General features: G+C 40.0%; 19 protein-coding genes and 1 pseudogene. 4 read left to right on the forward strand and 16 right to left on the reverse strand.

Annotated features, from left to right (window positions below; genetic code table 11):
• Positions 1–262 precede the first annotated feature (262 nt).
• The 4 genes from OMHG_RS05870 to OMHG_RS05885 are packed head-to-tail and all read left to right on the forward strand — an operon-like array spanning position 263 to position 4,973.
• Positions 263–1,447: a galactokinase gene (locus OMHG_RS05870; protein WP_010649169.1), complete on the forward strand. Its 1,185-nt coding sequence runs from the start codon at positions 263–265 to the stop codon at positions 1,445–1,447.
• On the forward strand, positions 1,444–2,445 hold the full coding sequence (gene galE, locus OMHG_RS05875) for a UDP-glucose 4-epimerase GalE (protein WP_010649170.1): 1,002 nt from the start codon (positions 1,444–1,446) through the stop codon (positions 2,443–2,445). The genes OMHG_RS05870 and galE overlap by 4 nt, the downstream gene beginning before the upstream one ends.
• A complete protein-coding gene (gene galT, locus OMHG_RS05880; RefSeq protein ID WP_010649172.1) occupies positions 2,442–3,920 on the forward strand; it encodes a UDP-glucose--hexose-1-phosphate uridylyltransferase in 1,479 nt (492 codons plus the stop codon). The genes galE and galT overlap by 4 nt, the downstream gene beginning before the upstream one ends.
• A gap of 12 nt (positions 3,921–3,932) precedes the next feature.
• Positions 3,933–4,973, forward strand: a complete 1,041-nt coding sequence (locus tag OMHG_RS05885) for an aldose epimerase family protein (RefSeq protein WP_010649173.1) — start codon at positions 3,933–3,935, stop codon at positions 4,971–4,973.
• Positions 4,974–5,026: 53 nt separating this feature from the next.
• On the opposite strand, the gene OMHG_RS05890 is transcribed toward OMHG_RS05885, so the two are convergent.
• From OMHG_RS05890 to OMHG_RS05960, 16 genes and pseudogenes are all read right to left on the reverse strand, one after another.
• Complete coding sequence (locus OMHG_RS05890; RefSeq protein WP_010649175.1) at positions 5,027–6,208, reverse strand: ROK family transcriptional regulator; 1,182 nt, start codon at positions 6,206–6,208, stop codon at positions 5,027–5,029.
• 301 nt (positions 6,209–6,509) lie between these two features.
• Positions 6,510–7,847: a type I glutamate--ammonia ligase gene (glnA, locus tag OMHG_RS05895; protein WP_010649177.1), complete on the reverse strand. Its 1,338-nt coding sequence runs from the start codon at positions 7,845–7,847 to the stop codon at positions 6,510–6,512.
• A gap of 89 nt (positions 7,848–7,936) precedes the next feature.
• Positions 7,937–8,305, reverse strand: coding sequence for a MerR family transcriptional regulator (locus OMHG_RS05900; RefSeq protein WP_044476844.1), 369 nt, complete (start codon positions 8,303–8,305; stop codon positions 7,937–7,939).
• Between the two features lie 137 nt (positions 8,306–8,442).
• Positions 8,443–9,693, reverse strand: coding sequence for a methionine gamma-lyase family protein (locus OMHG_RS05905; RefSeq protein ID WP_010649181.1), 1,251 nt, complete (start codon positions 9,691–9,693; stop codon positions 8,443–8,445).
• 6 nt (positions 9,694–9,699) lie between these two features.
• Positions 9,700–10,938, reverse strand: a complete 1,239-nt coding sequence (gene hflX / locus OMHG_RS05910; protein WP_010649183.1) for a GTPase HflX — start codon at positions 10,936–10,938, stop codon at positions 9,700–9,702.
• A 139-nt stretch (positions 10,939–11,077) separates the two neighbouring features.
• The gene (spoVK, locus tag OMHG_RS05915; protein ID WP_390621672.1) at positions 11,078–11,986 is read right to left on the reverse strand and encodes a stage V sporulation protein K; all 909 of its coding nucleotides are present in this window, start codon (positions 11,984–11,986) and stop codon (positions 11,078–11,080) included.
• A 166-nt stretch (positions 11,987–12,152) separates the two neighbouring features.
• Positions 12,153–12,376 (reverse strand): annotated as a pseudogene (hfq, locus tag OMHG_RS17800) (RNA chaperone Hfq).
• A 44-nt stretch (positions 12,377–12,420) separates the two neighbouring features.
• On the reverse strand, positions 12,421–13,350 hold the full coding sequence (miaA, locus tag OMHG_RS05920) for a tRNA (adenosine(37)-N6)-dimethylallyltransferase MiaA (protein ID WP_010649189.1): 930 nt from the start codon (positions 13,348–13,350) through the stop codon (positions 12,421–12,423).
• A gap of 24 nt (positions 13,351–13,374) precedes the next feature.
• On the reverse strand, positions 13,375–13,824 hold the full coding sequence (locus OMHG_RS05925) for a Dps family protein (RefSeq protein WP_044476807.1): 450 nt from the start codon (positions 13,822–13,824) through the stop codon (positions 13,375–13,377).
• 95 nt (positions 13,825–13,919) lie between these two features.
• A complete protein-coding gene (mutL, locus tag OMHG_RS05930; RefSeq protein WP_044476808.1) occupies positions 13,920–15,755 on the reverse strand; it encodes a DNA mismatch repair endonuclease MutL in 1,836 nt (611 codons plus the stop codon).
• Between the two features lie 24 nt (positions 15,756–15,779).
• Positions 15,780–18,359 carry a DNA mismatch repair protein MutS gene (gene mutS / locus OMHG_RS05935; RefSeq protein WP_010649192.1) on the reverse strand — a complete coding sequence of 860 codons (2,580 nt, stop codon included), beginning with the start codon at positions 18,357–18,359 and terminating at the stop codon, positions 15,780–15,782.
• A gap of 246 nt (positions 18,360–18,605) precedes the next feature.
• Positions 18,606–19,172 carry an outer spore coat protein CotE gene (locus tag OMHG_RS05940; protein WP_010649193.1) on the reverse strand — a complete coding sequence of 189 codons (567 nt, stop codon included), beginning with the start codon at positions 19,170–19,172 and terminating at the stop codon, positions 18,606–18,608.
• A gap of 455 nt (positions 19,173–19,627) precedes the next feature.
• Positions 19,628–20,056 (reverse strand): YlbF/YmcA family competence regulator, encoded by a 429-nt coding sequence (locus tag OMHG_RS05945; RefSeq protein ID WP_010649194.1) that lies wholly within the window; start codon positions 20,054–20,056, stop codon positions 19,628–19,630.
• A 1-nt stretch (position 20,057) separates the two neighbouring features.
• Positions 20,058–21,614, reverse strand: coding sequence for a tRNA (N6-isopentenyl adenosine(37)-C2)-methylthiotransferase MiaB (gene miaB / locus OMHG_RS05950; RefSeq protein ID WP_010649195.1), 1,557 nt, complete (start codon positions 21,612–21,614; stop codon positions 20,058–20,060).
• A gap of 148 nt (positions 21,615–21,762) precedes the next feature.
• Positions 21,763–22,023 (reverse strand): stage V sporulation protein S, encoded by a 261-nt coding sequence (locus tag OMHG_RS05955; protein ID WP_010649201.1) that lies wholly within the window; start codon positions 22,021–22,023, stop codon positions 21,763–21,765.
• 104 nt (positions 22,024–22,127) lie between these two features.
• Positions 22,128–22,925, reverse strand: coding sequence for a TIGR00282 family metallophosphoesterase (locus OMHG_RS05960; protein ID WP_010649202.1), 798 nt, complete (start codon positions 22,923–22,925; stop codon positions 22,128–22,130).
• Between the last annotated feature and the right edge of the window lie 67 nt (positions 22,926–22,992).

Consider the following 22,992-nt stretch of genomic DNA (forward strand, 5'->3'; position numbering starts at 1 on the left):
TTACTTTGCCGGTAGACTGTTTTGACCTGTCCCATCAATCGCGATCCGCATAATTTACATAAATATTTTATAAATGACTTCTATCCTGACAGTTCACTCTCATATCCTCTTTCAATTAATCCTTGTTTTTATAAAATAAATATAGTACCATTAAGTTAATTAAATTAATTAACTATTATAGTTTTTTATTAATATTTAAAACATTTTATGTACGTATTTCTCTTTGAAATTCCACCTAATACAGATAATATAGGAGGTTATTATGAATACACAGGAACTCGCAAACGTATTCCAGGAAAAATTTGGAACCCCCCCACTACCTCGGTCCTTCTTTGCCCCAGGAAGAATCAACTTAATAGGTGAACATACAGACTACAATGGTGGGCATGTATTCCCTGCATCAATCTCTTTAGGAACATATGCCATAGGGAATAAACGAAACGATAAACGATTGCGGCTTTATTCGATGAATTTTGCTCAGATGGGAATCATGGAATGTGATCTATCTGATTTATCCTTTAATGACAATCATGATTGGGCCAACTATCCAAAAGGAATGCTTCTATACTTACAAAAATCCGGATATGACATTTCACATGGCGCTGATATTTTATTTTTTGGAAACATTCCAAGTGGTGCGGGTCTCTCTTCTTCTGCTTCGATTGAAATGGTAACGGGAATTCTTTTGGAAGGAATATATGATCTAACCATTGACCGTTTGAAAATTATTCAACTCGGACAAATGGTTGAAAATGAGTATATTGGTGTGAATAGTGGAATCATGGATCAATTTGCAGTCGGGAAAGGAATGAAAGACCATGCCATTCTATTAAACTGCAAAACATTAGAATATCAATATGCACCAATTTCACTAAAAAAACACGCTGTTATTATCATTAATTCGAACAAACAACGTACGCTTTCAGGTTCCAAATATAATGAACGGCGTAAACAATGTGAACTTGCCCTTAAAGACTTGCAAACGGAATGCCATATAGACAGTCTTGGAGAATTGACTATAGAAGAATTTGAGAAGCATAAACACCTTATCACGAACATAACGAATCGGAAGCGAACTAAACATATCGTATACGAAAACGCCCGTACTTTAGAAGCGCTTGATAAATTACGAATGGGTGATCTGCAAGGATTTGGGAAATTAATGAATGAATCCCATATTTCACTTAAGGATGACTATGAAGTTACCGGACTCGAACTTGATACCATTGTGCAAGCCGCCTGGAAACAGGAAGGTATATTAGGGGCACGAATGACCGGTGCTGGTTTTGGAGGATGTGCGATCGCAATTGTTGAAAAAAATAAGGTTGAAGACTTCAAGAAAAAGGTAAACGCAATCTATCATCGTACTATTGGCTACGACGCAACTTTCTATACTGCATCAATCGGTGATGGTGCAAAAGAAATTTCAAAGGAAGTGGTACAATGAGTGTTCTAGTTTTAGGTGGTGCTGGTTACATTGGCTCCCATGCCGTATATCAACTGATTGATCAAGGGGAAAATGTTGTTGTCGTCGATAATTTGGAGACAGGACACAAAGAATCACTACATCCAAACGCGACATTTTATCAGGGGGACATTCGAGATATCAAATTCCTCCGCAGTGTATTCGAAAAGGAGTCCATTAATGGCGTTATTCATTTTGCAGCAACCTCTCTTGTGGGTGAATCAATGGAAAACCCTCTTAAATACTTTGACAACAATGTTTATGGAACTCAAGTTTTGTTGCAAGTTATGGTTGAGCACGATGTAAGGAATATCGTATTTTCATCAACGGCCGCAGTCTACGGGGAACCTGACTCGCTCCCACTTACGGAAACAATGGCAACAAATCCAACAAGTACTTATGGTGAAACAAAATTAACAATGGAAAAACTAATGAAATGGACCGAGCATGCACATCGCCTAAATTATGTTTCTTTACGTTATTTCAATGTTGCTGGTGCGCGGGAATCTGCTGAGATTGGTGAAGATCATCGTCCAGAGACTCATCTTCTACCGATAATTTTACAAACTGCACTTAATAAGCGCTCCCATGTCACTATTTTCGGTAAAGATTATGATACACCAGATGGCACATGTATCCGCGATTATGTCCATATAGAAGATCTAATCGATGCCCATCTATTAGCATTGAACTATTTATTAGAAGGTGGTTCAAGTGATATTTTCAACCTAGGAAGTAATCAAGGGTTTTCCGTGAAAGAAATGATTGAAACAGCGCGAATTATAACAGGCAAAGATATACCAGCTATCGTTGGCAAGCGTCGTTCCGGAGATCCCAGCACATTAATTGCAAGCTCAGCCAAAGCCAAGCAAGTGCTAAACTGGAAGCCAAAACGCACTTCGTTAAATCAAATCATTCAGGATGCCTGGAACTGGCATTCCCTATATCCTGATGGATACGGCAAGGGCGTGGGAAAATGATTCATGAGTACATTACTGGTCTCATCGAAAAAGGAATTGAGACAAAACTCATCGAGCATGCAGACAAAATTTATGTACGAAATCAAGTTATGAATCTACTGCAAATAGAATCATTCCCAGATGAAGCCGACCGGATTATAAATGACTCTATCCCAAATATACTTGAAAAAATAATTACCTATGCCATTGATCACGGCGTAATTGAAGATGTTTTGGATGATAAGGAAATTCTATCAGCGAATATCATGAATTGCTTTGTTGCAAGGCCATCTGTTATTAATGCAAACTTTAACAGAAAATATGAACAATCACCTAAAGCAGCGACTGATTATTTCTATCAGCTCAGTATAAACAGTAACTATATTCAGATGAATCGGATCAAAAACAATATATCCTTTAAAGCTGAAACAATCTATGGGGAGCTAGATATTACCATTAATCTGTCAAAGCCTGAAAAAGATCCTGATCAGATTAAACGCGAACGGGCAATGAAAGCGAATGTAAATTATCCAAAATGCCTGCTATGCTACGAAAATGAAGGATATGCAGGCAGAATCGGTCATCCAGCGAGAGCAAATCATCGTGTCGTTAAGATTCAAAATGCAGGGGAAAATTGGTACCTGCAATATTCCCCGTATGTCTATTATAATGAGCACAGTATTTTGCTATCACAAGAACATCGTGCCATGAAAATTGACAAAAGGACATTTGAAAGACTACTGACTTTCACAGAAAAATTCCCTCATTATTTTATTGGATCAAATGCAGACTTACCGATAGTAGGCGGCTCGATATTAAGTCATGATCATTATCAAGCAGGGCATTACGAGTTTGCGATGACAAATGCCGCAGAAGATTATTCATTCAAATTATCCGGCTATCCAGAAATTAATGCGGCTATATTGAAATGGCCACTATCTGTCATTCGTTTAAAGGGGGAGCAAATAAATACGCTTGCTCAAGCAGCTGACCATATTTTACAAACATGGAAATATTATTCAGATGAGCTGGCAAATGTGATTGCATTTACCGGGGATACGCCACATAACACGATTACACCAATAGCCAGGAGTCGAAATGGTGGCTTTGAGATCGACCTTGCGTTGCGGAACAATCGCATATCAGAGGAACATCCACTGGGCATCTTCCATCCGCATGCAGATGTACATCATATTAAAAAAGAAAATATTGGTTTAATTGAAGTGATGGGGCTCGCTGTCTTACCTCCAAGATTGAAGGATGAGTTAATAGAAATCAGAAATTTTTTGATTGGCGCAACAACTAAGGTTGAAGCATACCATCAAGCATGGGCTGATTGGATAAAGCATGAGTATGGAACACTTTCTTCCCCCAAGCAAGCTGAAATGATTTTAAAAAAAGAGCTCGGAAGGAAATTTGTAAAAGTGCTAGAAGACGCTGGTGTATTTAAGGAGCAAATTGCATTTGAACGATTTATTGAAACATTAAATAGGTAGGTGGCTGAAACAATGAGGATAGATATCAAAGATATTTTAGGAAAATGGAAGGAATACACTTTATTCAATGATATGGGAATGACAGTCAGTGTCCTCGATTACGGTGGGATTATTACAGAAATTATGGTTCCCGACCGTAATGGAAAATTTGGGAATGTCGTACTTGGATTCAAAAATTATACTGAATATGAGCAGAATCATTCCAATTATTTTGGTGCCATTATTGGACGTGTTGCAGGAAGAATTGAAGATGCTTCATTCGAAATCAATAATCAGCCCTATCACCTGGAAGCTAATGAAGGACATCATCAACTCCACGGAGGATCCAAAGGATTTCACCAGGTTAAATGGAGTGTCACACCATTTCAGAACAAAAAAGCTGTCGGGATTAGACTGGACCATAAGAGCATTGACGGAGAAGGAGGATATCCTGGAAATATAGATATTACTGTCACTTACACGTTAACGAATGATAATAAACTCACACTTGAATATTCAGCGACTAGCGATAAAACCACTGCGCTTGCGTTAACAAATCACTCTTACTTTAATTTGAATGGCGATTTGAAAAATACGGTTGAGAATCATCACGTCACTATTGACAGCGGGCATTTTGTCGAACTTAACCAGGAACTGATTCCAACTGGCAGACTGATAAGTGTTGATGAAACCTCATTTGACTTTCGTGGTGGAAGATTACTAAAAGAAGGATTCGAAGATGTTTCCGTTCAAAATAAAATTGCTGGTAAAGGTTATGATCATTATTTTGTTTTTGATCATCATTTAGAAAATAATGCTGTTGTACAAGAAAGCAGCAGTGGACGCATTATGACTATGAAAACGGACCAGCCAGGTATGGTCATGTATACTTCTAATACCCTGATGGATGGATTGGAATTGAAAGAAGGTCCATCAAGAAGATATCTTGGTGTATGTTTGGAAACCCAAAGCTCGCCAGCATCGTTACATCATGAAGGCTTTCCAAGTGTTATTTTGCCAGCAGGAGAATGCTATCAAAAACAGACCGTATTTACTTTTGGTTTGCAATCGTAAATTTAACAATCATAAATTTAAACCAAAATATAAAAGCTGAAACACGGATGTGTTCAGCTTTTTTCAACTGGATCAAATAGTTCTACGAGAAGTAAGGATACTGCTCCAAGCAATGTTGCATCTTCACCAAGCTTACTTATAGAAACCTTGGTTTGCTTTGCTTTTAAGATTAGTGCGCGTTGTTCAATTGTTTGCTGGATTGCGGGCAAAATATACTTTTCACCTTTCATCACCCCACCACCCAAAATAATCTTACTTGGATTGATTAGATGAATTAAATTCGTTAAACCGATTCCTATTATTTTCCCTGTTTCTTGTAGAATGTTTCTATAGAAGTCATCTCCATTTTGAGCCAACTCAAAGACGTCCTTACCGGTCAAACCTTCCCTATGCTGCCTATCCGGCGCTTGGTTACTTGCTCTCTTTGCAATCGCTTCACCACTGACAAAGGTTTGCAGACACCCGACATTTCCGCACTCACAGGTTTCCCCATTCATATCAACTGTCATATGACCAACTTCCCCAGCGATATCATGTTCACCGTGGTACAGCTTTCCATTGATAACTAATCCCGAGCCAACACCGCGGCCAATATTTACAGCAACCATACTGTCCTCGTCACCATATCCGCCAAACCACGATTCTCCTAATGCCATTGCCCGTGCATCATTTTCAACCTTTATTGTTAGGTTAAATTCTTGCTCAAGCTCCGTTTTAATAGGAATATTTATTAAGTTCAGATTAGGCGCAATAACTGATGTTCCTGTTTCAACATCAACAACACCATGCATGGCTACACCAATGCCTAATATTTTTTCCTGATTTACAGTTGAAGAATGCAGGATTTTCCAAATGGTTTCTTTTAATATCGTTAAAAATTCATTGTTTGTTATCGGTTTTTTAAGCTTATTATGCGCTCTCTCACAGATTTCTCCTTTTAAATCAGTGAGAATACATTCTACTGTTTCCGGTCCAGCATCAACACCAATCACATAAAATGCTTCATTATTGATATGTAACATCGTGGGCTTCCGGCCGCCCTGAGATTTACCCAGACTGCTCTCTCTTACTAATTCTTGCTCAATCAATTCTTTCACAATACTGCTAACTGTTGGGGGAGTAAGTTCTATCTCTTTTGCAATTTGCGCTCGTGAAATCGGCTCTGCTGTACGAATCTTGTTTAATATGTTTGATTTATTTACTGATTTCATTAATTGGAATGTACCACGCTGCATGAAATTTCCTCCATTTATCTTCTATCTTGAATATATTATATCATAGTTAGTTAATTTAACTTATGATTGTACTGCATTACAATTTCATTTTCGGTGATTATTCGAAAAGTCTATATTGCTTTTTCGATATCTAAAGTAAAAATCAATCAAAAAAATACCGCTCAGTTTGAATCATACCTGAACGATATTTTATAGTAAGACAGTTAATCAAATTTTTGCCGATTTTGTGGGTGCGGACCTATTAATATACCTACCACCAACAGAACACCCACATTACCGGCAAATATCTATTACTCTTTGCTTAGTAGTTAGATAGATACTGTTCGCGCTCCCAAGGATGTACGGTTGTGCGGAACATATCCCACTCAATTTCTTTTGCTTCAATAAAGTGTTCGAACAGATGTTCGCCAAGTGCACTAACAAGGACTTCATCCTGTTGTAATTCCACTAGCGCATGCATTAATGTAGCCGGCAGATCTTGAATGCCGTTTGCTTCACGTTCTGCTTTATCCATAACATAGATATTACGGTCAATTGCAGCAGGTGCCTCAAGCTTGTTTTCAACACCATCCAGTCCTGCAGCCAATAATACTGACAATGCCATGTATGGGTTTGCAGCTGGATCAACACTTCTTACTTCGATACGTGTGCTTAGTCCTCTTGAGCTAGGAACACGAATCAGCGGACTGCGGTTTGAACCGGACCAGGCAACATAACATGGTGCTTCATATCCAGGAACCAGACGCTTGTAAGAGTTGATAGTAGGGTTCGTAACAGCTGTAAAGCTTGTTGCATGCTTTAGAATACCAGCAAGGAAATTATAGGCTGTACCACTTAATTCCAAATCGCCGCTTTCATCAAAGAATGCATTTTTGCCATCCTTAAATAGGGACATATTGGTATGCATACCAGAGCCGTTCACTCCGAATAGTGGCTTAGGCATAAATGTCGCATGCAAGTTATGTTTTCTGGCAATCGTTTTTACTACTAATTTAAATGTTTGAATATCATCTGCATGTTTTACAGCATTTGAATACTTAAAATCGATTTCATGCTGACCTGGAGCCACTTCATGGTGGGAAGCTTCAATTTCAAAGCCCATTTCTTCCAGTTCAAGGACGATATCTCTACGGCAGTTTTCACCTAAATCAGTTGGAGCAAGGTCAAAATATCCGCCATGGTCATTCAGTTCAAGAGTAGGTTCGCCTTTTTCATCTAATTTAAACAAGAAGAATTCAGGTTCTGTACCAATATTGAATGCATCAAAACCTAGCTCTTCCATTTTCTTCAGGTTGCGTTTCAAATTATATCTTGGGCAACCTTCAAATGGAGTGCCATCAGGATTGTAGATGTCACAAATGAAACGGGCCACTTTTCCTTTTTCAGATGTCCAAGGAAATACAACAAATGTATCTAAATCAGGATATAACAGCATATCAGACTCTTCAATGCGTACAAATCCTTCGATGGATGATCCATCAAACATCATTTTGTTATCCAGCGCTTTGTCCAGCTGGCTTAAAGGAATTTCAACGTTCTTAATGATTCCAAGCATATCCGTAAATTGCAGACGGATAAATCTCACATTTTCCTCTTTAATCTGTTGAATGATTGCTTCTCTTGTAAATCTCTCTCCCATTCATATTCCTCCTAAAAATTTATTATAAGTATTAAATTAGAAAAAACGGCGCATCATTATGTATGAAGCTCTATTTTTCCAATACTTTATCAATTTTTTACGAAAAACCTTGATAGTTCACCCTGTCTAATACTTGTTCTTCCTAGTCTTCCAGCATTGTTCAGTTCATTTCTGAGAATGTTTCTGAGCTCTTTATCAGATAGGCTGGATTCCTGCTCTTTCTTTTTTTCTGCTTCCTTCACTTCTTCAGCAAGCAGAAGCTTAATGCCGGCCATATTCAAGCCTTTATCAAGAAGGTCTTTGATCTCGAGCAGTTTATCCACATCATTAAAAGAAAACAACCGCTGATTTCCCGAAGTTCGTTCAGGCTTGATCAGTTCATTTTCCTCATAATACCTGATTTGTCTGGCGGTTAGTTCTGTCAGCTTAATAACTATACCAATTGAGAACAAGGGCATCGAACGACGATCTTTATCATTCAAAAGATAACCCCCTTAATCATTTATACACCAAGTATAAAATATGTAAATTTATATGTCAACAATATGTTAGTGTTTCTGACATCGAAATCTCTAAAATATCAGACTTTAGTACTCTACCCTTTTTCACTGGATAAGAAACCTTTTTGAATAAGGTATTTCACAGACTCCTGCAGGGCAATTTTCACATGTGCATAGGTAAGTCCGCCTTGCACAAAGGCTGTATATGGTGCCCTGATAGGTCCATCTGCCGATAGTTCAATGCTTGCACCCTGAATGAATGTGCCGGCCGCCATAATGACTTTATCTTCGTAACCAGGCATTTCGCTTGGGTATGGAGTGACATATGAATTAACTGGAGAATTCTGTTGTATCGCTTGGCAAAATGCAATCATTTGCTCTGGTTTAGCGAATGTTACCGACTGGATAAGATCTGTACGTTCCTCCATATAGCCCGGTGACGTGCTGAAACCAGAAAGCTCGAGAAATCTTGCAGTTAGAACAGCACCTCTCAGCGCTTCCCCCACAACATTCGGTGCAAGGAAAAAGCCTTGGTACATTTCCTGCAGCATATTAAAAGTTGCCCCGGTCTCTTTGCCAAGACCTGGAGCTGTCAATCGGTTTGCGCAATGATTGATCAGATCATGACGGCCAACAATATAGCCTCCAGCCCGTACAATTCCACCACCAGGATTCTTGATTAAAGAGCCAGCCATGATATCTGCACCTACGTGAAGCGGCTCCTTCTCTTCTACAAATTCGCCGTAGCAATTATCGACAAACACAATTATTTCCTTGTTTATTTCTTTTATAAAGCGAACCATTTCAGCGATTTGCTCCACGGTAAATGATGGTCTGTTATCATATCCCTTTGAGCGCTGAATGCCAATGACTTTTGTCTTTTCATTAATGGCGGCATTCACTCCAGGATAATCGATATAACCCTCTGTATTCAAGGAAACTTCATTATACTGAATCTGAAAGTCGTGCAGAGAACCGGCATTGTTTCCGCGTTTTCCGATTACTTCCTCCAATGTGTCATATGGTTTTCCCGTTATATATAAAAGTTCATCCCCTGGTCGCAAGAGCCCGAACAGCACGGTTGTAATGGCATGTGTCCCAGACACAATCTGCGGTCTGACAAGAGCATCCTCTCCACCGAAGACATCGGCATAAACCGATTCCAATGCTTCTCTTCCGGCATCATCATATCCGTAGCCGCTCGTGGAATTGAAATGACTATCACTAATTCTGTTTTTTATAAATGCATCGAGAACACGCTTTTGATTTGTCTCCACGATGGTGTTGATTCTTCTATGCTGTTCACTGCAATCAGCTTCAGCCTGCTGTATCAATGTTTCAATCATGTACCTTTATTGCTCCTTTAATAAACTATTCAATGAATGATCTTTTCTTATAAAACCTTTAAGAATATAATGATTTTCATCTTCATCAAACGCTTTGTTTTTTACAATCGTCTCTTTCGTTATTCTATTCATTAATTTCCCTTCATCTGGTGTCAGTACAACGTGATAGCTGTCCCATTCACTGGTTAAAATCTCTTCTATTTTCTGCAGCACCCGCTGGATATCCTCTTTTTCATAGGCACTGATCAGCATGTATGGGTGATTAAGTGGGATAAAGTCATCCTGGATCAAATCCTTTTTGTTATATAATGTCAGCATTGGCAGATGATCTGCATTCAGCTCCTCCAGTAGTCTATTAACCGTATCTTGCTGTTGGGTCTGATCGGGATGGGAACCATCGACTACATGAAGCAGGAAATCAGACTCTGTAACTTCCTCTAGTGTTGAACGGAAGGAAGCTATCAATGATGTCGGCAATTCCTGCAGAAAGCCTACGGTATCGGTTATCAGGCACTCATACCCAGATGGCATTCTAATGTTTCTTGTAAGTGGGTCCAAGGTAGCGAACAGAAGATTCTCCTCCAGAGACTCGCTCTGTGTCAATCGATTGAATATGGTAGATTTCCCTGCATTTGTATAGCCTACGATCGCAATCTGGAACACATCATTGTTTTTTCTGCGTTTCCTGTATTGCTCCCTTTGCTTTACAACCAGCTGCAGTCTCCGCTTCACATCATAGATTCTGCGGCTGATATGGCGTCTGTCCGTTTCCAATTTTGTTTCACCGGGTCCTCTTGTCCCAATTCCTCCACCTAGCCGGGACATGGCAACACCTTGACCGTGAAGTCTTGGCAGCATATACTCCAATTGGGCAAGTTCAACCTGGAGCTTGCCTTCCTTCGTTCTTGCCCGCATTGCAAATATATCAAGAATAAGCTGGCTCCTGTCAATTATTCTGACACCCAGATAATCGGTCAGATTTCTCATCTGCCCTGCTGAAAGTTCATCATTGGATATGACAAGATCTATTTCTTCTTCATCTACCAGTTCTTTTATTTCAGCAAGTTTCCCTTCCCCTATATAGGTTGCGGGATGGATTCGATTCCTTTTTTGAGTGATGACCTTTGCTACCGTCCCCCCAGCTGTTTTCCCGAGTGAAATCAATTCATCCAAAGAGGATTGAAATCGGTCATCTGTTTGATTGTTCTTCTTAACTGCAATTATTAAAATCTTTTCCTCGGACATAGACAGACCTCTTCCTTTAAAAGCTAAACAAAAGATAATGTTATATGGCGGTTCAGCTGCAATATACACCTAATATCAAGTATTTTCCTATTCCATCATACCAAATAAAGCAATTGAAAGAAAATTCCTTGTGCCATGTTCATTCCAGCTGCAGGTCACTTCCTGTCAGCAATACAAGGTCTTTATTGGTGTAGCTGCTTTGGCTTAATAACCTTACAGCCTGCAGCCTGATGGCCCGTTCTATCACATTCCTTACATACCTTGCGTTGGAAAAATTCCTTGTCTTCTCATTCAGTTTTTTGAACAGATGATTCCTAAGTTCCCATTCTGCTTCTCTTGATAGTTTATATTCCCGCTCATCTGCCATTCTATGCGCAATCTCCATCAGCTGGCCAACTTCATAATCATCGAAATCCAAGATAAACGGGAAACGGGATTCCAGCCCGGGGTTGAATGTGAGGAAGCGGTCCATCTCGTATGGATATCCTGCAAGAATCAGGACAAAATCATCGTGATTATCCTCCATATGCTTTACGATCGTATCAATTGCTTCCTTGCCGAAATCCTTTTCACCTCCACGGGCAAGCGAATAGGCTTCATCAATAAAAAGAATTCCCCCCATTGCCTTCTGAATGATTGCCCGGGTTTTCTGAGCGGTTTGGCCAATATATTCTCCCACCAGATCAGCTCTTTCCGCCTCGATAAAATGGCCCTTGGACAGGATATTCATGTCATAATAGATTTTGGCAAGTTTCCTGGCGACAGTAGTCTTTCCGGTACCCGGATTGCCTTTAAAGAGCATATGCAGTACCTGCTTTGAATCTCTTAGCCCCATGTCTTTTCGCTTTTCATTGATTAAATAGTTCGCATAGACTTCTTTAATTGATTTTTTTAGAGTTTTCATCCCTACAAATGAAGCGAATTCATGGTCTATATGCTTAAAAGGACTGCTGTCAATGGATTGTACGGAATGAGTTTCTATTTTACTCCGGTCCTGCAAAATAATATTAATTTTCCCATTCTTATAGCCTTGCACCTGTGCCACTATTAAATCACCCCTCACTCAACCACAGTATACGCAGGAGCCCATTAATGGGTGACAATAGCCCATAGCTCTGCTCTGCTATGGCGCCAATTGACGCTATAGATGTTCGGCAATCTAAAATGCAGGCAATCTAAAAAACGGACGCCTTTACAAGCGTCCGTTCGGCAGGCTATTCTTTTTCAAGTGTAACATTTTTGACAGGAGCGAATGTGGATATTGCATGCTTAAAAATCAGTTGCTGTTTCCCATCTGTTTCCAGTAAAACCGTAAAATTATCAAAAGCTTTTACAATGCCCCTTAATTGAAAACCATTTGTAAGGAATACAGTAACCGAAATATGGTTTTTCTTAATTGATTTAAATACTGATCCTGAATATTTACTGTTTGAGCCATGGAAGTTCCTCCTCTTTTCTATCTGTATTAAACTAATTCTACTTTTATTTCAAAATTCCTGCTAAATCGTTAAAAATAATTCTCAATTTTTCATCAATTGGACCGTTCGTCATATCATACCATCGAACATCCAATTTGTTTTTAAACCAAGTTAACTGTCTTTTAGCGTATCTTCTGGAGTTACGCTTAAGTAAATGGATGGAATCTTCCAGGCTATGTTCACCATTGAAGTAAGGAATAAACTCTTTATACCCAATTGCACTCATGGATTGGCTATCTGAATAGCCATTTTCATACAAGTTCCGGACTTCTTCAACAAGGCCATCTGCAATCATCTGATCGACACGTTCATTAATTCGCCCATAGAGTATTTCCCTTTCCATTTCGAGTCCAATAAGTATAGGCCTATATGGAGATTCCATGGTTTGGTTTTCCTGATATGCCGTCATCGTCATTCCGGTTGTTTCATAGATTTCCATCGCACGAATTACCCGGCGATGATTATTGGGATGAATTTTGGCAGCTTGCTCCGGATCAATTTGTTCCAAGCGTTTATACAATGGCAAAATCCCTTCTGCCGCAACTGCTTCTTCCATTTTCCTGGTAGCTGCAGCATCCCGTTTCACATCGGAAAAGTTATAGTCATAAAGGGCAGATTGAATGTAAAGTCCACTTCCTCCAACGATAATAGGCAATCTATCTCTTGCTGTAATTTCGTCTATGTATTGCTGCACATAATCTTTAAAATCCGCAGCAGAGAAGTCCTGATCCGGATCCCTGATATCTATCATATGGTGGGGAATACCCTCCATTTCGGAGGGCTTGATTTTTGCTGTTCCAATGTCCAATCCCTTATAGACCTGCATGGAGTCACCGCTGATAATCTCACCGTTAAACTTCTTTGCAAGCTCGATGCTTAGCCTTGTTTTGCCTACAGCTGTCGGTCCCATTATTGCAATTACGTTTTTTTTCATTAGTATTTCCCCTAAAATGCTTTTTTATTCATATGCAGAATAAGCTTTCAACATCCATATATCTTTTTCCAGCTTCCCTTGCAGAGCTGTTAGCATATCCGCTGTAGGGTCATCTGCAAATTCTTCTGCTAGCGGCATTCCTGTATGCTTGATCTCTGAGATAATCTGCGAGAAATCCTTGATCAGCTGCAATATGATTTCCATTTCCTTATCATCTGCACTTGCCTCTACCAGTGTTGCCTCATCAAGGTACTTGCTCATCGTCGCAAGGGGTTTGCCATCAATCATTAATATTCTTTCCGCAATTACATCAAGGTCCATTGCAATTCGACCGTACATTTCTTCAAACTTTTCATGAAGGATAAAAAAATGCTTCCCTTGCACAAACCAATGGTAACGGTGTAATTTCACGTACAGCACAAAATAATTGGAAAGCATTTGATTCAAAAAATTAATCAGTTTCTGATTTTCCAACTTCAACACCTCGATTTTTAAATGCTGTGTGTCTACAGGCTTGATCGGACTAACCCTCTCTAGCTTTGTCGGCATGCGATTGTTTTATACATGGCCTACATAATCCGTTTGAACATTTTTTCAAGTTCATAAGTGGAGAAATGGACGATAATTGGCCGGCCATGCGGGCATGTAAATGGATCGGTCGTCTTTCGTAAATCCTCAAGCAAACGGAACATTTCATCTTGATTCAAATAATGATTCGCTTTAATTGACCTTTTACAGGACATCATAATGGCTGCATCTTCTCGGATGGATTCGACATTGACGCTTTCCTCATTCATGATCTGATCTACCATTTCCCGGATAACTTCTTCTTCAAAGCCGGCTGGAAACCAATTAGGATGTGAACGGATAACATATGTCTGATTACCGAATTGCTCAAAAAGTAAACCTACTTTGGCAAAATCTTCTTTATATTGGTCAATGAAAATGGATTCCTGCTTCGAAAATTCAAAAGTCATTGGCAGCAATAATTCCTGCGATTCATTTATTGGCTTGCCTAATTTGTCCCTAAAGAACTCATATTTGATTCTTTCCTGTGCAGCATGCTGGTCGATCATATATAAACCATTCTCATTTTGCCCTAATATATAGGTCCCTTGGAGCTGACCAATCGGGTAAATGGTAGGCACCCTTGGTTTTTCTGTTCCCTTCATAAATGTTTTAACTTCATTTGCCTCCGTCTCGCTTGACTGTGGAGCTGATTCATCAGTTACCACCTTGATGTCATCAGAGGGTGCTAGTTCCGCTTTCTCCGTTTGTGAAAATGCTTGAGCCGACTCGAAAACCACTTTCGGATCTTGCTTCCATATATCCATATTTTCATTCGGGCGTTCATTAAATTCAAGCGAATGCTGGAACGATTTCTCTTTTACTCTCGGTTTTTGTTCCATTTCCGGAATCAGGGTAATCTCGCGAAACTTATTTTTAATGGTTTGTTCAATTGCTCCATACAGCTCTCTGTCTTTGCTGAAACGCACTTCGAGTTTTGCCGGATGTACATTAACATCCACAAGTATTGGATCCATATCGATTGCCAGAACGACAATTGGCGAACGTCCTATCGGAAGAAGTGTATGATAGGCGCGAAGTATCGCCTGCGTTAAAGGGATATTCCTGATGTAGCGGCCATTTATGATTGTCGACACATATGATCTCGATGCCCTTGTAATTTCCGGTTTGGCAATATAGCCTTCAATTGCAAAGTCCAATGTATTGTGTTTGATCGGCAGCATTTTCTTCGCTACATTCATGCCATAGATCTGCGAAATAACCTGAAGTAAATCCCCAGTCCCGGTAGTCTTGAACAATCCTTTCCCATTATGTGTTGCCTCAAACCTTATTTCCGGATGCGATAGTGCCATTCGGTTCAGCACGTCTGTAACATGGCCCAATTCAGTATGAAGGCTTTTCATATACTTTAGCCTTGCAGGCGTATTGAAAAATAAGTCCGCTACACTGATCTCAGTGCCTTTTCGTGCATCACTTTTCGCCTGTTCCTTCACTTTTCCGCCTTCAAGGGATAAAAAAGTACCGGCCTTATCCCCTTGAGATGTCTTAATCTGCAGTCTGCTAACGGATGCAATACTTGCCAGCGCTTCTCCTCGAAAGCCTAATGTCGTTACATGAAACAGATCTGTTTCGTTCTTGATTTTACTTGTAGCATGCCTCAGGAAAGCTTTGTCGGCATCCTCTTTTGACATTCCGTCCCCATTATCGGTTATCCTGATTTCCTGCAAGCCAGCTTCCATAATATCAATCTTGATCCACGTACTGTTTGCATCAATACTATTTTCCACTAGCTCCTTGACTACAGATGCAGGACGTTCAACCACTTCCCCGGCTGCTATTCTATTGGCGAGTGCTTCAGACATTTGAACGATACTCATGCAAACAATCCTTTCTCTCTAGAACTATTTCTTAATGCTTTTCTGAAGCCGATGTAATTCATTCATCGCTTCCATAGGCGTCATTTCAAATAAATTCATGTTTGCCAATTCTTCTATGACACTTCCATTGCTTCTGTTTACCGGCTGCTTTTCCTTGACTGCTTTTGCATCGTCCACAAAGAAGGAGAGCTGTCCAGATTCTATTTTTTCGGTTATAGGTGCAGGCTTATCATCACTTTCAAGCTGCTGGAGAATAGCTGTTGCCCGCTCTATGAGAGCATCAGGAAGCTCTGCAAGCTTTGCAACATGGATTCCATAACTTTGATCTGCCGCACCCTCTTTAATTTGGTGAAGGAAGACAACATTCCCTTCATGTTCCTCAGCACGAACATGAACGTTTTTCAGACTGGACAGAGATTCTTCCAATGCTGTCAATTCATGATAGTGGGTAGAGAATAATGTTTTCGCATGGATATTATGATGAATATATTCAACTATCGCCTGTGCGAGCGCCATTCCGTCGTAGGTGCTTGTCCCCCGCCCAATTTCATCCAATAATATGAGACTCTGGTCTGTCGCATTTGCTATGGCATGTTTTGCCTCAAGCATTTCCACCATGAAGGTGCTTTGGCCGGATACGAGATCATCTGCTGCACCTATCCTGGTGAAGATTTGATCAAAAATGATAAGATCTGCTTCATCACATGGCACAAAGCATCCAATTTGGCCCATGATAACCGTTAGGGCCAGCTGGCGCATGTATGTACTCTTACCAGACATATTGGGGCCGGTAATCAGTAAAACACGCGTCTCTTCATCAAGAGATACATCATTTGGCACAAATGAACCTTGTTTCATTACTTGCTCTATAACAGGATGACGGCCATTCTTAATCGTTAGCTTGCCCTCGACAAATCGGGGACGCTTATAGTTATTAGCCTCACTGACCGTAGCAAATCCCTGCAATACATCAATTTTGCTGACGGTGTCTGCTAAATGCTGCAGCTCAGGGATATGATTTTTTATCTTCTCCCTTATTTCAAGAAAGAGAATATATTCCAGATCAACACTTTTTTCTTCTGCTTCCAATATAAGCGTTTCTTTCTCTTTCAGCTCCGGTGTAATGTAGCGTTCGGCATTTGTCAGCGTTTGTTTCCGCTCATATCTTCCCTCTGGCAGAAGATGAAGGTTAGCCTTGGTCACTTCAATGTAATATCCAAATACCCGGTTATATCCGATTTTTAATGATTTTATATTTGTTTCCTTTTTTTCCTTCTGTTCAAGCTCAGCAATCCATTGCTTCCCGTTTTTGGATGCATAGCGATACGTATCCAATTGCTGATTATAGCCATCTTTTATGATAGCACCTTCTTTAATCGAAACCGGCGGGTCGTCCACTAGACTCGCATCAAGCACTTGAACAAGATGCTCTGGCATAATCAGTTCATCTGCAAGTCTATTGATTTCAGGCAGATTGAATTGATATAACGTGTTTTTCAACTCAGGGATCTTCTGCAGGGATTGCTTCAATTGGATTAAATCCCGGGCATTCACATTTCCAAAAGCAATTCGGCCTGCCAGCCTCTCCATATCGTAGACTGATTTTAAAATTTCACGCAAGGTATCGCGTTCCATAAATCCATGGTACAGGCCATCCACTATTTGCAGGCGCTCTTCTATCTGTTTCCGATTCAGCAATGGCCGCTCCAGCCATTTCTTCAGCATGCGGGACCCCATTGCTGTAGCTGTCTTATCCAATACCCATAACAAACTGCCATGTTTTCCCTTTTTTATGATTGTTTCCGTCAATTCCAGATTTCTTTTCGAATACATATCCAGCGATAAATAGTCCTGCAGCTGGATGACCTCTGCCTTTTGAAGGTGATCAAGTGACCGCTTCTGTGTATGCTGGATATAATTTAACAGCCTGCTGAACGCCTTCATTAAACGCTCATCATTCAGATTTTCACTAAGACTGCGATATTCCGCATTGAAAGTGACTTCATCCTGATAGGACAAGGTTATGCCCAGCCGTTCCTTCAGCTGACCCTGAAGCTCGTCCGGCAGATTGGAAGAAATGACAATTTCCCGGATTGGCTGATTATATAACTCATGTATCACAGCATCCCAGCCATGTGAAATCAATGCAATCCGGTTTTCTCCGGTTGATAGGTCATTATACGCAACGGCATGTGTCCCATCCTTAAATTGAGAAAGGCTTGCAATATAGTTATTCTCGCCTTCTTTTAGCATATTGCTCTCCATTACAGTACCCGGTGTAATAAGTTGAACAACTTCTCTCTTAACTACACCCTTTGCCGTTTTCGGATCCTCCACCTGTTCGCATATGGCTACCTTGTATCCTTTTTCGATTAATGTTTTTATATAGCCTTCAGCTGAGTGATAAGGAACACCGCACATTGGTATCGAATCGCTTTTTCCTCCAGCCCGCTTCGTAAGTGTGATTTCGAGTTCTCTTGCCGCATTGATTGCGTCATCATAGAACATTTCATAGAAATCTCCCAAACGGTAAAATAAAAAAGCATCTTTATATTCTGCCTTTATTTTTATGTATTGTTCCATCATTGGTGTTAATTTCGCCATAGTAATCCTCCAACTGCCCATAATATTCTTCTGCAATTATAGCATAAAACAAGGTGGTAGCAGAACCGGTTGGTTTCATGCAGTCTGGAAGCACCATTGCTAATAATCTATCCTCGCAGCAGCAATCTTATTGTACTCTCCATAATATAGGGATCGAAAAATAGGGATATCTAATAAAAACCGAACCAATTGCACAAAAAATAACGTCTCCAAAAAAGAAAAAACGAGAGTGATATACTCTCGTCTTTAATCATTTTTATGAAGAAAGTCAGGATTTACATGTTTGACTTCATCTTCTGTCAGCTTATAATCCCATACATCATCGTCATCATCTTCTTCTTTTTCCCAAACCGGATTAACACGTACATAGACCTTTGTATCGCCAATTATTTGAACGACAAATTCACGTTCGATTTCGACTGTAACTTTACCGCCATTACTTGAAATTTTGCATTCCAGACAGTTCGGCTGCTGAATGACTTTGGCAATCACGTCATATTCGTCATTAACCGATTTATCATCCTTTACCGATAGTGGAATAATATCACTGTAAGTTACCCGCTCGGTAACCACTTCCGTCTTTGTGTTATCGTTATAGGAATACCAAATATTTATATCGTAGCTACCATTAATCTCGACTGTGTCTTCGGATTTTTTCTTGGCATTATATAAATGATTGATAACCCAGCAACCCAAAATGCTTGAAGGTCTATGTGACGGAGAGATGGAATGGGAATCCTTTGTGAATTTTCGCCCTTTACCACAGACAGCTTTGGTGATGATTTCTCTATATTCTTTATCAAGAAAAGTCATGATTACTTTTACCTCCTCTTTTTTCATAGTCATTTTATGCAAGACAAATACCTAAAGTGCATAGCATTTCATGAAAAGGACTAAGAGAAGGATTTTAACAGGTCTGATTCTTATTTATAATCAGGTGGTTTCTATAAGAGTGTTGCATTTGACGGAGAAGTTATAAGCTACGACGCAATGATAGCGGCAGCCGCTTTCTAGTCCGGGCAGTCGCTTTCCGTGCGGAATTCTTCAGGTGTTGCCTTTTCCACTGGAGTTCGACTGCCCTGCGCTCCAATCAATCTGCGAAAAAGCGAATGAGTAATGGTCAACCATGCCAAAAACTTTATAAAGCTGAAAAAGCATACAATCAGCGAGCGAAATACACGGAGACTCCTTATAGATATATGTCTTAATAAATACTTTTGGGAAGCAAAAACCGGGCAGTCTTGCTTTGCCCGGTAAAAAAAGTTAATTTAGTGTGCGCATCCTGATTGGTTTTGTGCTTTTGATCCTGTTTCCCCTGCGAGCAGATCGCCATCTGTTGATTCGATAACCTGATTGGTTACTTCACGTGCGATGGTTTTGGAAACAAGCTGCAATACATCATTTACAACAATCTGTGTCTCTTTGAATTCCTGAACAACGGGGATATCATCTATTTCTGCCTGAAGCCTGTCAATTTCCTCTTCAATTCGTTTCAATGCTTCTTTTTTATCGTATGCCTGGAAATTAACTGCCTGTTTCTGCAGGGTTTTGATTTTCTGGATTAAGCTTTGCACCTTTTTATTTTCATTGATCTTCGCTTCCACTTGTTTAAAACGGTCAATCTCTTCTGTGCCGGCAAGCATACTCGCCAGTTTTTTTGCTTCATCAAGTATTTCTTTTCGATTATATTCAGTCATTTTAGTTCACCTCAACTGTATTTTCCACCATAATCCCATTTAAGGACCATGTTTTGGCTTCTGTTATTTCAACTTCTACAATGTTTCCAATCGATGATTTAGGGCCCTTAAAGTTCACAAGTTTATTCTTTTCCGTGTATCCGGCGAGAACATCTGGATCCTTCTTGCTTTCGCCTTCCACTAATACTTTGACCGTTTGACCATCATACTTTTTCATCGATTCGGCAGATTGTTTATTTACCAATTCGTTCAGACGATACAAACGCTGCTTTTTGACATCCTCAGGCACATCATCTGTCTTACGGGCAGCTGGCGTCCCTTCACGGGGAGAATAGATGTATGTGTAGGCTGCTTCAAAGCCAACCTCTTCCATCAATGTCATCGTCTCCTCGAACTGTTCTTCCGTTTCATTCGGGAAACCTACGATAATATCTGTCGTAAGGGTAGCATTGGGAATTGCCTTCCGAATTTTACGGACTAGTTCCAGATAATCTTCTCTAGAGTATTTACGGTTCATTTTTTTAAGGATTTCCGTACTGCCGGATTGCACTGGCAAATGAATGTGATCGAGTAAGTTGCCGCCCTGTGCCAGGACTTCTATCAAACGGTCATCAAAATCCCGTGGATGTGAAGTTGTAAAGCGAACCCGGGGTATATCGATTTTATGGATATCGTTCATCAGATCACCGAGACCGTACTGAATGTCTTCAAAGTCTTTCCCATATGCGTTAACATTCTGACCAAGCAACGTGACTTCCTGATAGCCCTGTGCAACTAAGTGGCGAACCTCCTGAATAATATCCTCCGGTCTGCGGCTCCGTTCTTTGCCGCGGGTCATTGGGACAATACAATAGGTACAGAATTTATCACAGCCATACATAATGTTAACCCATGCTTTGATTTTACCTTTTCGGACTTTCGGTAGGTTCTCAATGACATCCCCTTCTTTGGACCAGACCTCAACGATCATTTCCTTGCCGAATAATGCTTCTTTAATAAGCTGTGGAAGACGATGGATATTATGTGTTCCGAAAATCAGATCGATATGCTGATGCTTCTTCAGGATACGGTCTACAACAGACTCTTCCTGTGACATACATCCACAGACACCAATAATAAGATCTGGTTTTTCCAATTTTAGCGGTTTTAAGTGACCGATTTCACCGAATACCTTGTTCTCTGCGTTTTCACGAATTGCACAGGTATTCAATAGGATAATATCTGCATCTTCCGTGTTAGATGTAGATTCATAACCCATCTCAGTCAGGATTCCGGCCATTACTTCTGTATCATGCTCATTCATCTGGCATCCATATGTACGGATAAGGAATTTTTTCCCCTTACCAACAGTAGCGACATCTTCTGGAATCGAAAAGTCGTAATGAAATTGCACATCCTCTTTCCGGCGTTTCCTTGCTTTCTTTATATCAGGCGATTGCGGTTCATAGTTTGTTTGGAAATATTTAGAAATCATATCATCACTAGATGTATTTTTAATTCTATCAAAGTTAGCTTCTTGATTGATCTGCGCCTGCTGCTTACGCTGCTCTTCGTTCATCAGGAATCTCCTTTCTGTATAAAACGAATTATATGTATAGTGTTCAATAGTAAAGTATAATGGTTCTTTGCAAATTTAACAATATTTCTATACGATACGCAAATAAAAACCTCCCTATCTGTAGCTAGGAAGGTTCCTGTAATACCTATTATCTTGGTTCAACAATTAGCTTAATGGCAGTACGTTCTTCATTATCGATTAAAATATCCGTAAATGCAGGGATACATATTAAATCCACTCCACTGGGTGCAACGAAACCTCTGGCGATGGCTACCGCTTTAACAGACTGGTTTAACGCACCTGCACCGATTGCCTGAATTTCTGCTGTGCCGCGCTCCCTTAATACATTAGCAAGTGCACCTGCTACTGAATTTGGATTTGATTTTGCTGAAACTTTTAATACGTCCATTACTAGTACCTCCTCATGCGCTATTGTAGTTATATTGCTACTATATTCTTGGAGATGTTAGCTTATTCCCTATTATGCAACAAAGATTCAAACAATTCAATCAATCAGCTGAAGAATGGATGATCATCATTAATGATAATACGCTCTACGTTTTTCGCTTGTCCCGTTTTGTCATTGATGGTAACCAAAATACCATTTAATTGTGTTCTACCCTTTTTGGTAGTTTCGAAACGTACAGGAAGTGATGTAAGGAAGCGTTTCAATACCGCCTCGCGTTCCACACCGAGAATCCCATCATACGGTCCGGTCATTCCGACATCGGAAATATATGCCGTTCCCTCCAATAAGATCCGTTCATCTGCAGTTTGGGTATGTGTATGCGTTCCGACCACTGCACTCACTCTCCCGTCAAGATACCAGCCCATTGCCTGTTTTTCACTTGTAGCTTCACCGTGAAAATCCACAAAAATGATATTCGTTCTCTTTCTGGCCTCTTCAACCAATTGGTCAGCTTTCTGGAATGGATCATCAACAGGCGGCAGAAATGTTCTGCCCTGCAAATTAATGACAGCAACTTCAGTTCCATTGATATTTATGTAGACAATTCCTTTCCCAGGATTATTTTCCGGAAAATTGGCAGGCCTTATCATATATTTTGCGCCATCAATAAAATCAAATATATCTTTTTTGTCCCATGTATGGTTACCCATTGTAATTACCTGGGCTCCCCATTCCAAAAACTGTTTATAGATTTTTTCCGTAATTCCCTTTCCTGACGCAGCATTTTCCCCGTTGATAATGGTCATGTTGGGGCGGTACTTTTCTTTTAATTTCGGTAAGTACTCCTGTACCATATCCCGGCCTGGAGATCCTACCACATCACCTATAAATAATATCTTCATTTTACTATCATCCTATCGTTTAATATAATATCAGTTTTCCACACTAGCTTTAGAATGTCAAAATAAA

It is taken from the genome of Oceanobacillus massiliensis str. N'diop (assembly GCF_000285495.1).
In the GTDB taxonomy this organism is placed as follows: Bacteria; Bacillota; Bacilli; order Bacillales; family Amphibacillaceae; genus Oceanobacillus; species Oceanobacillus massiliensis.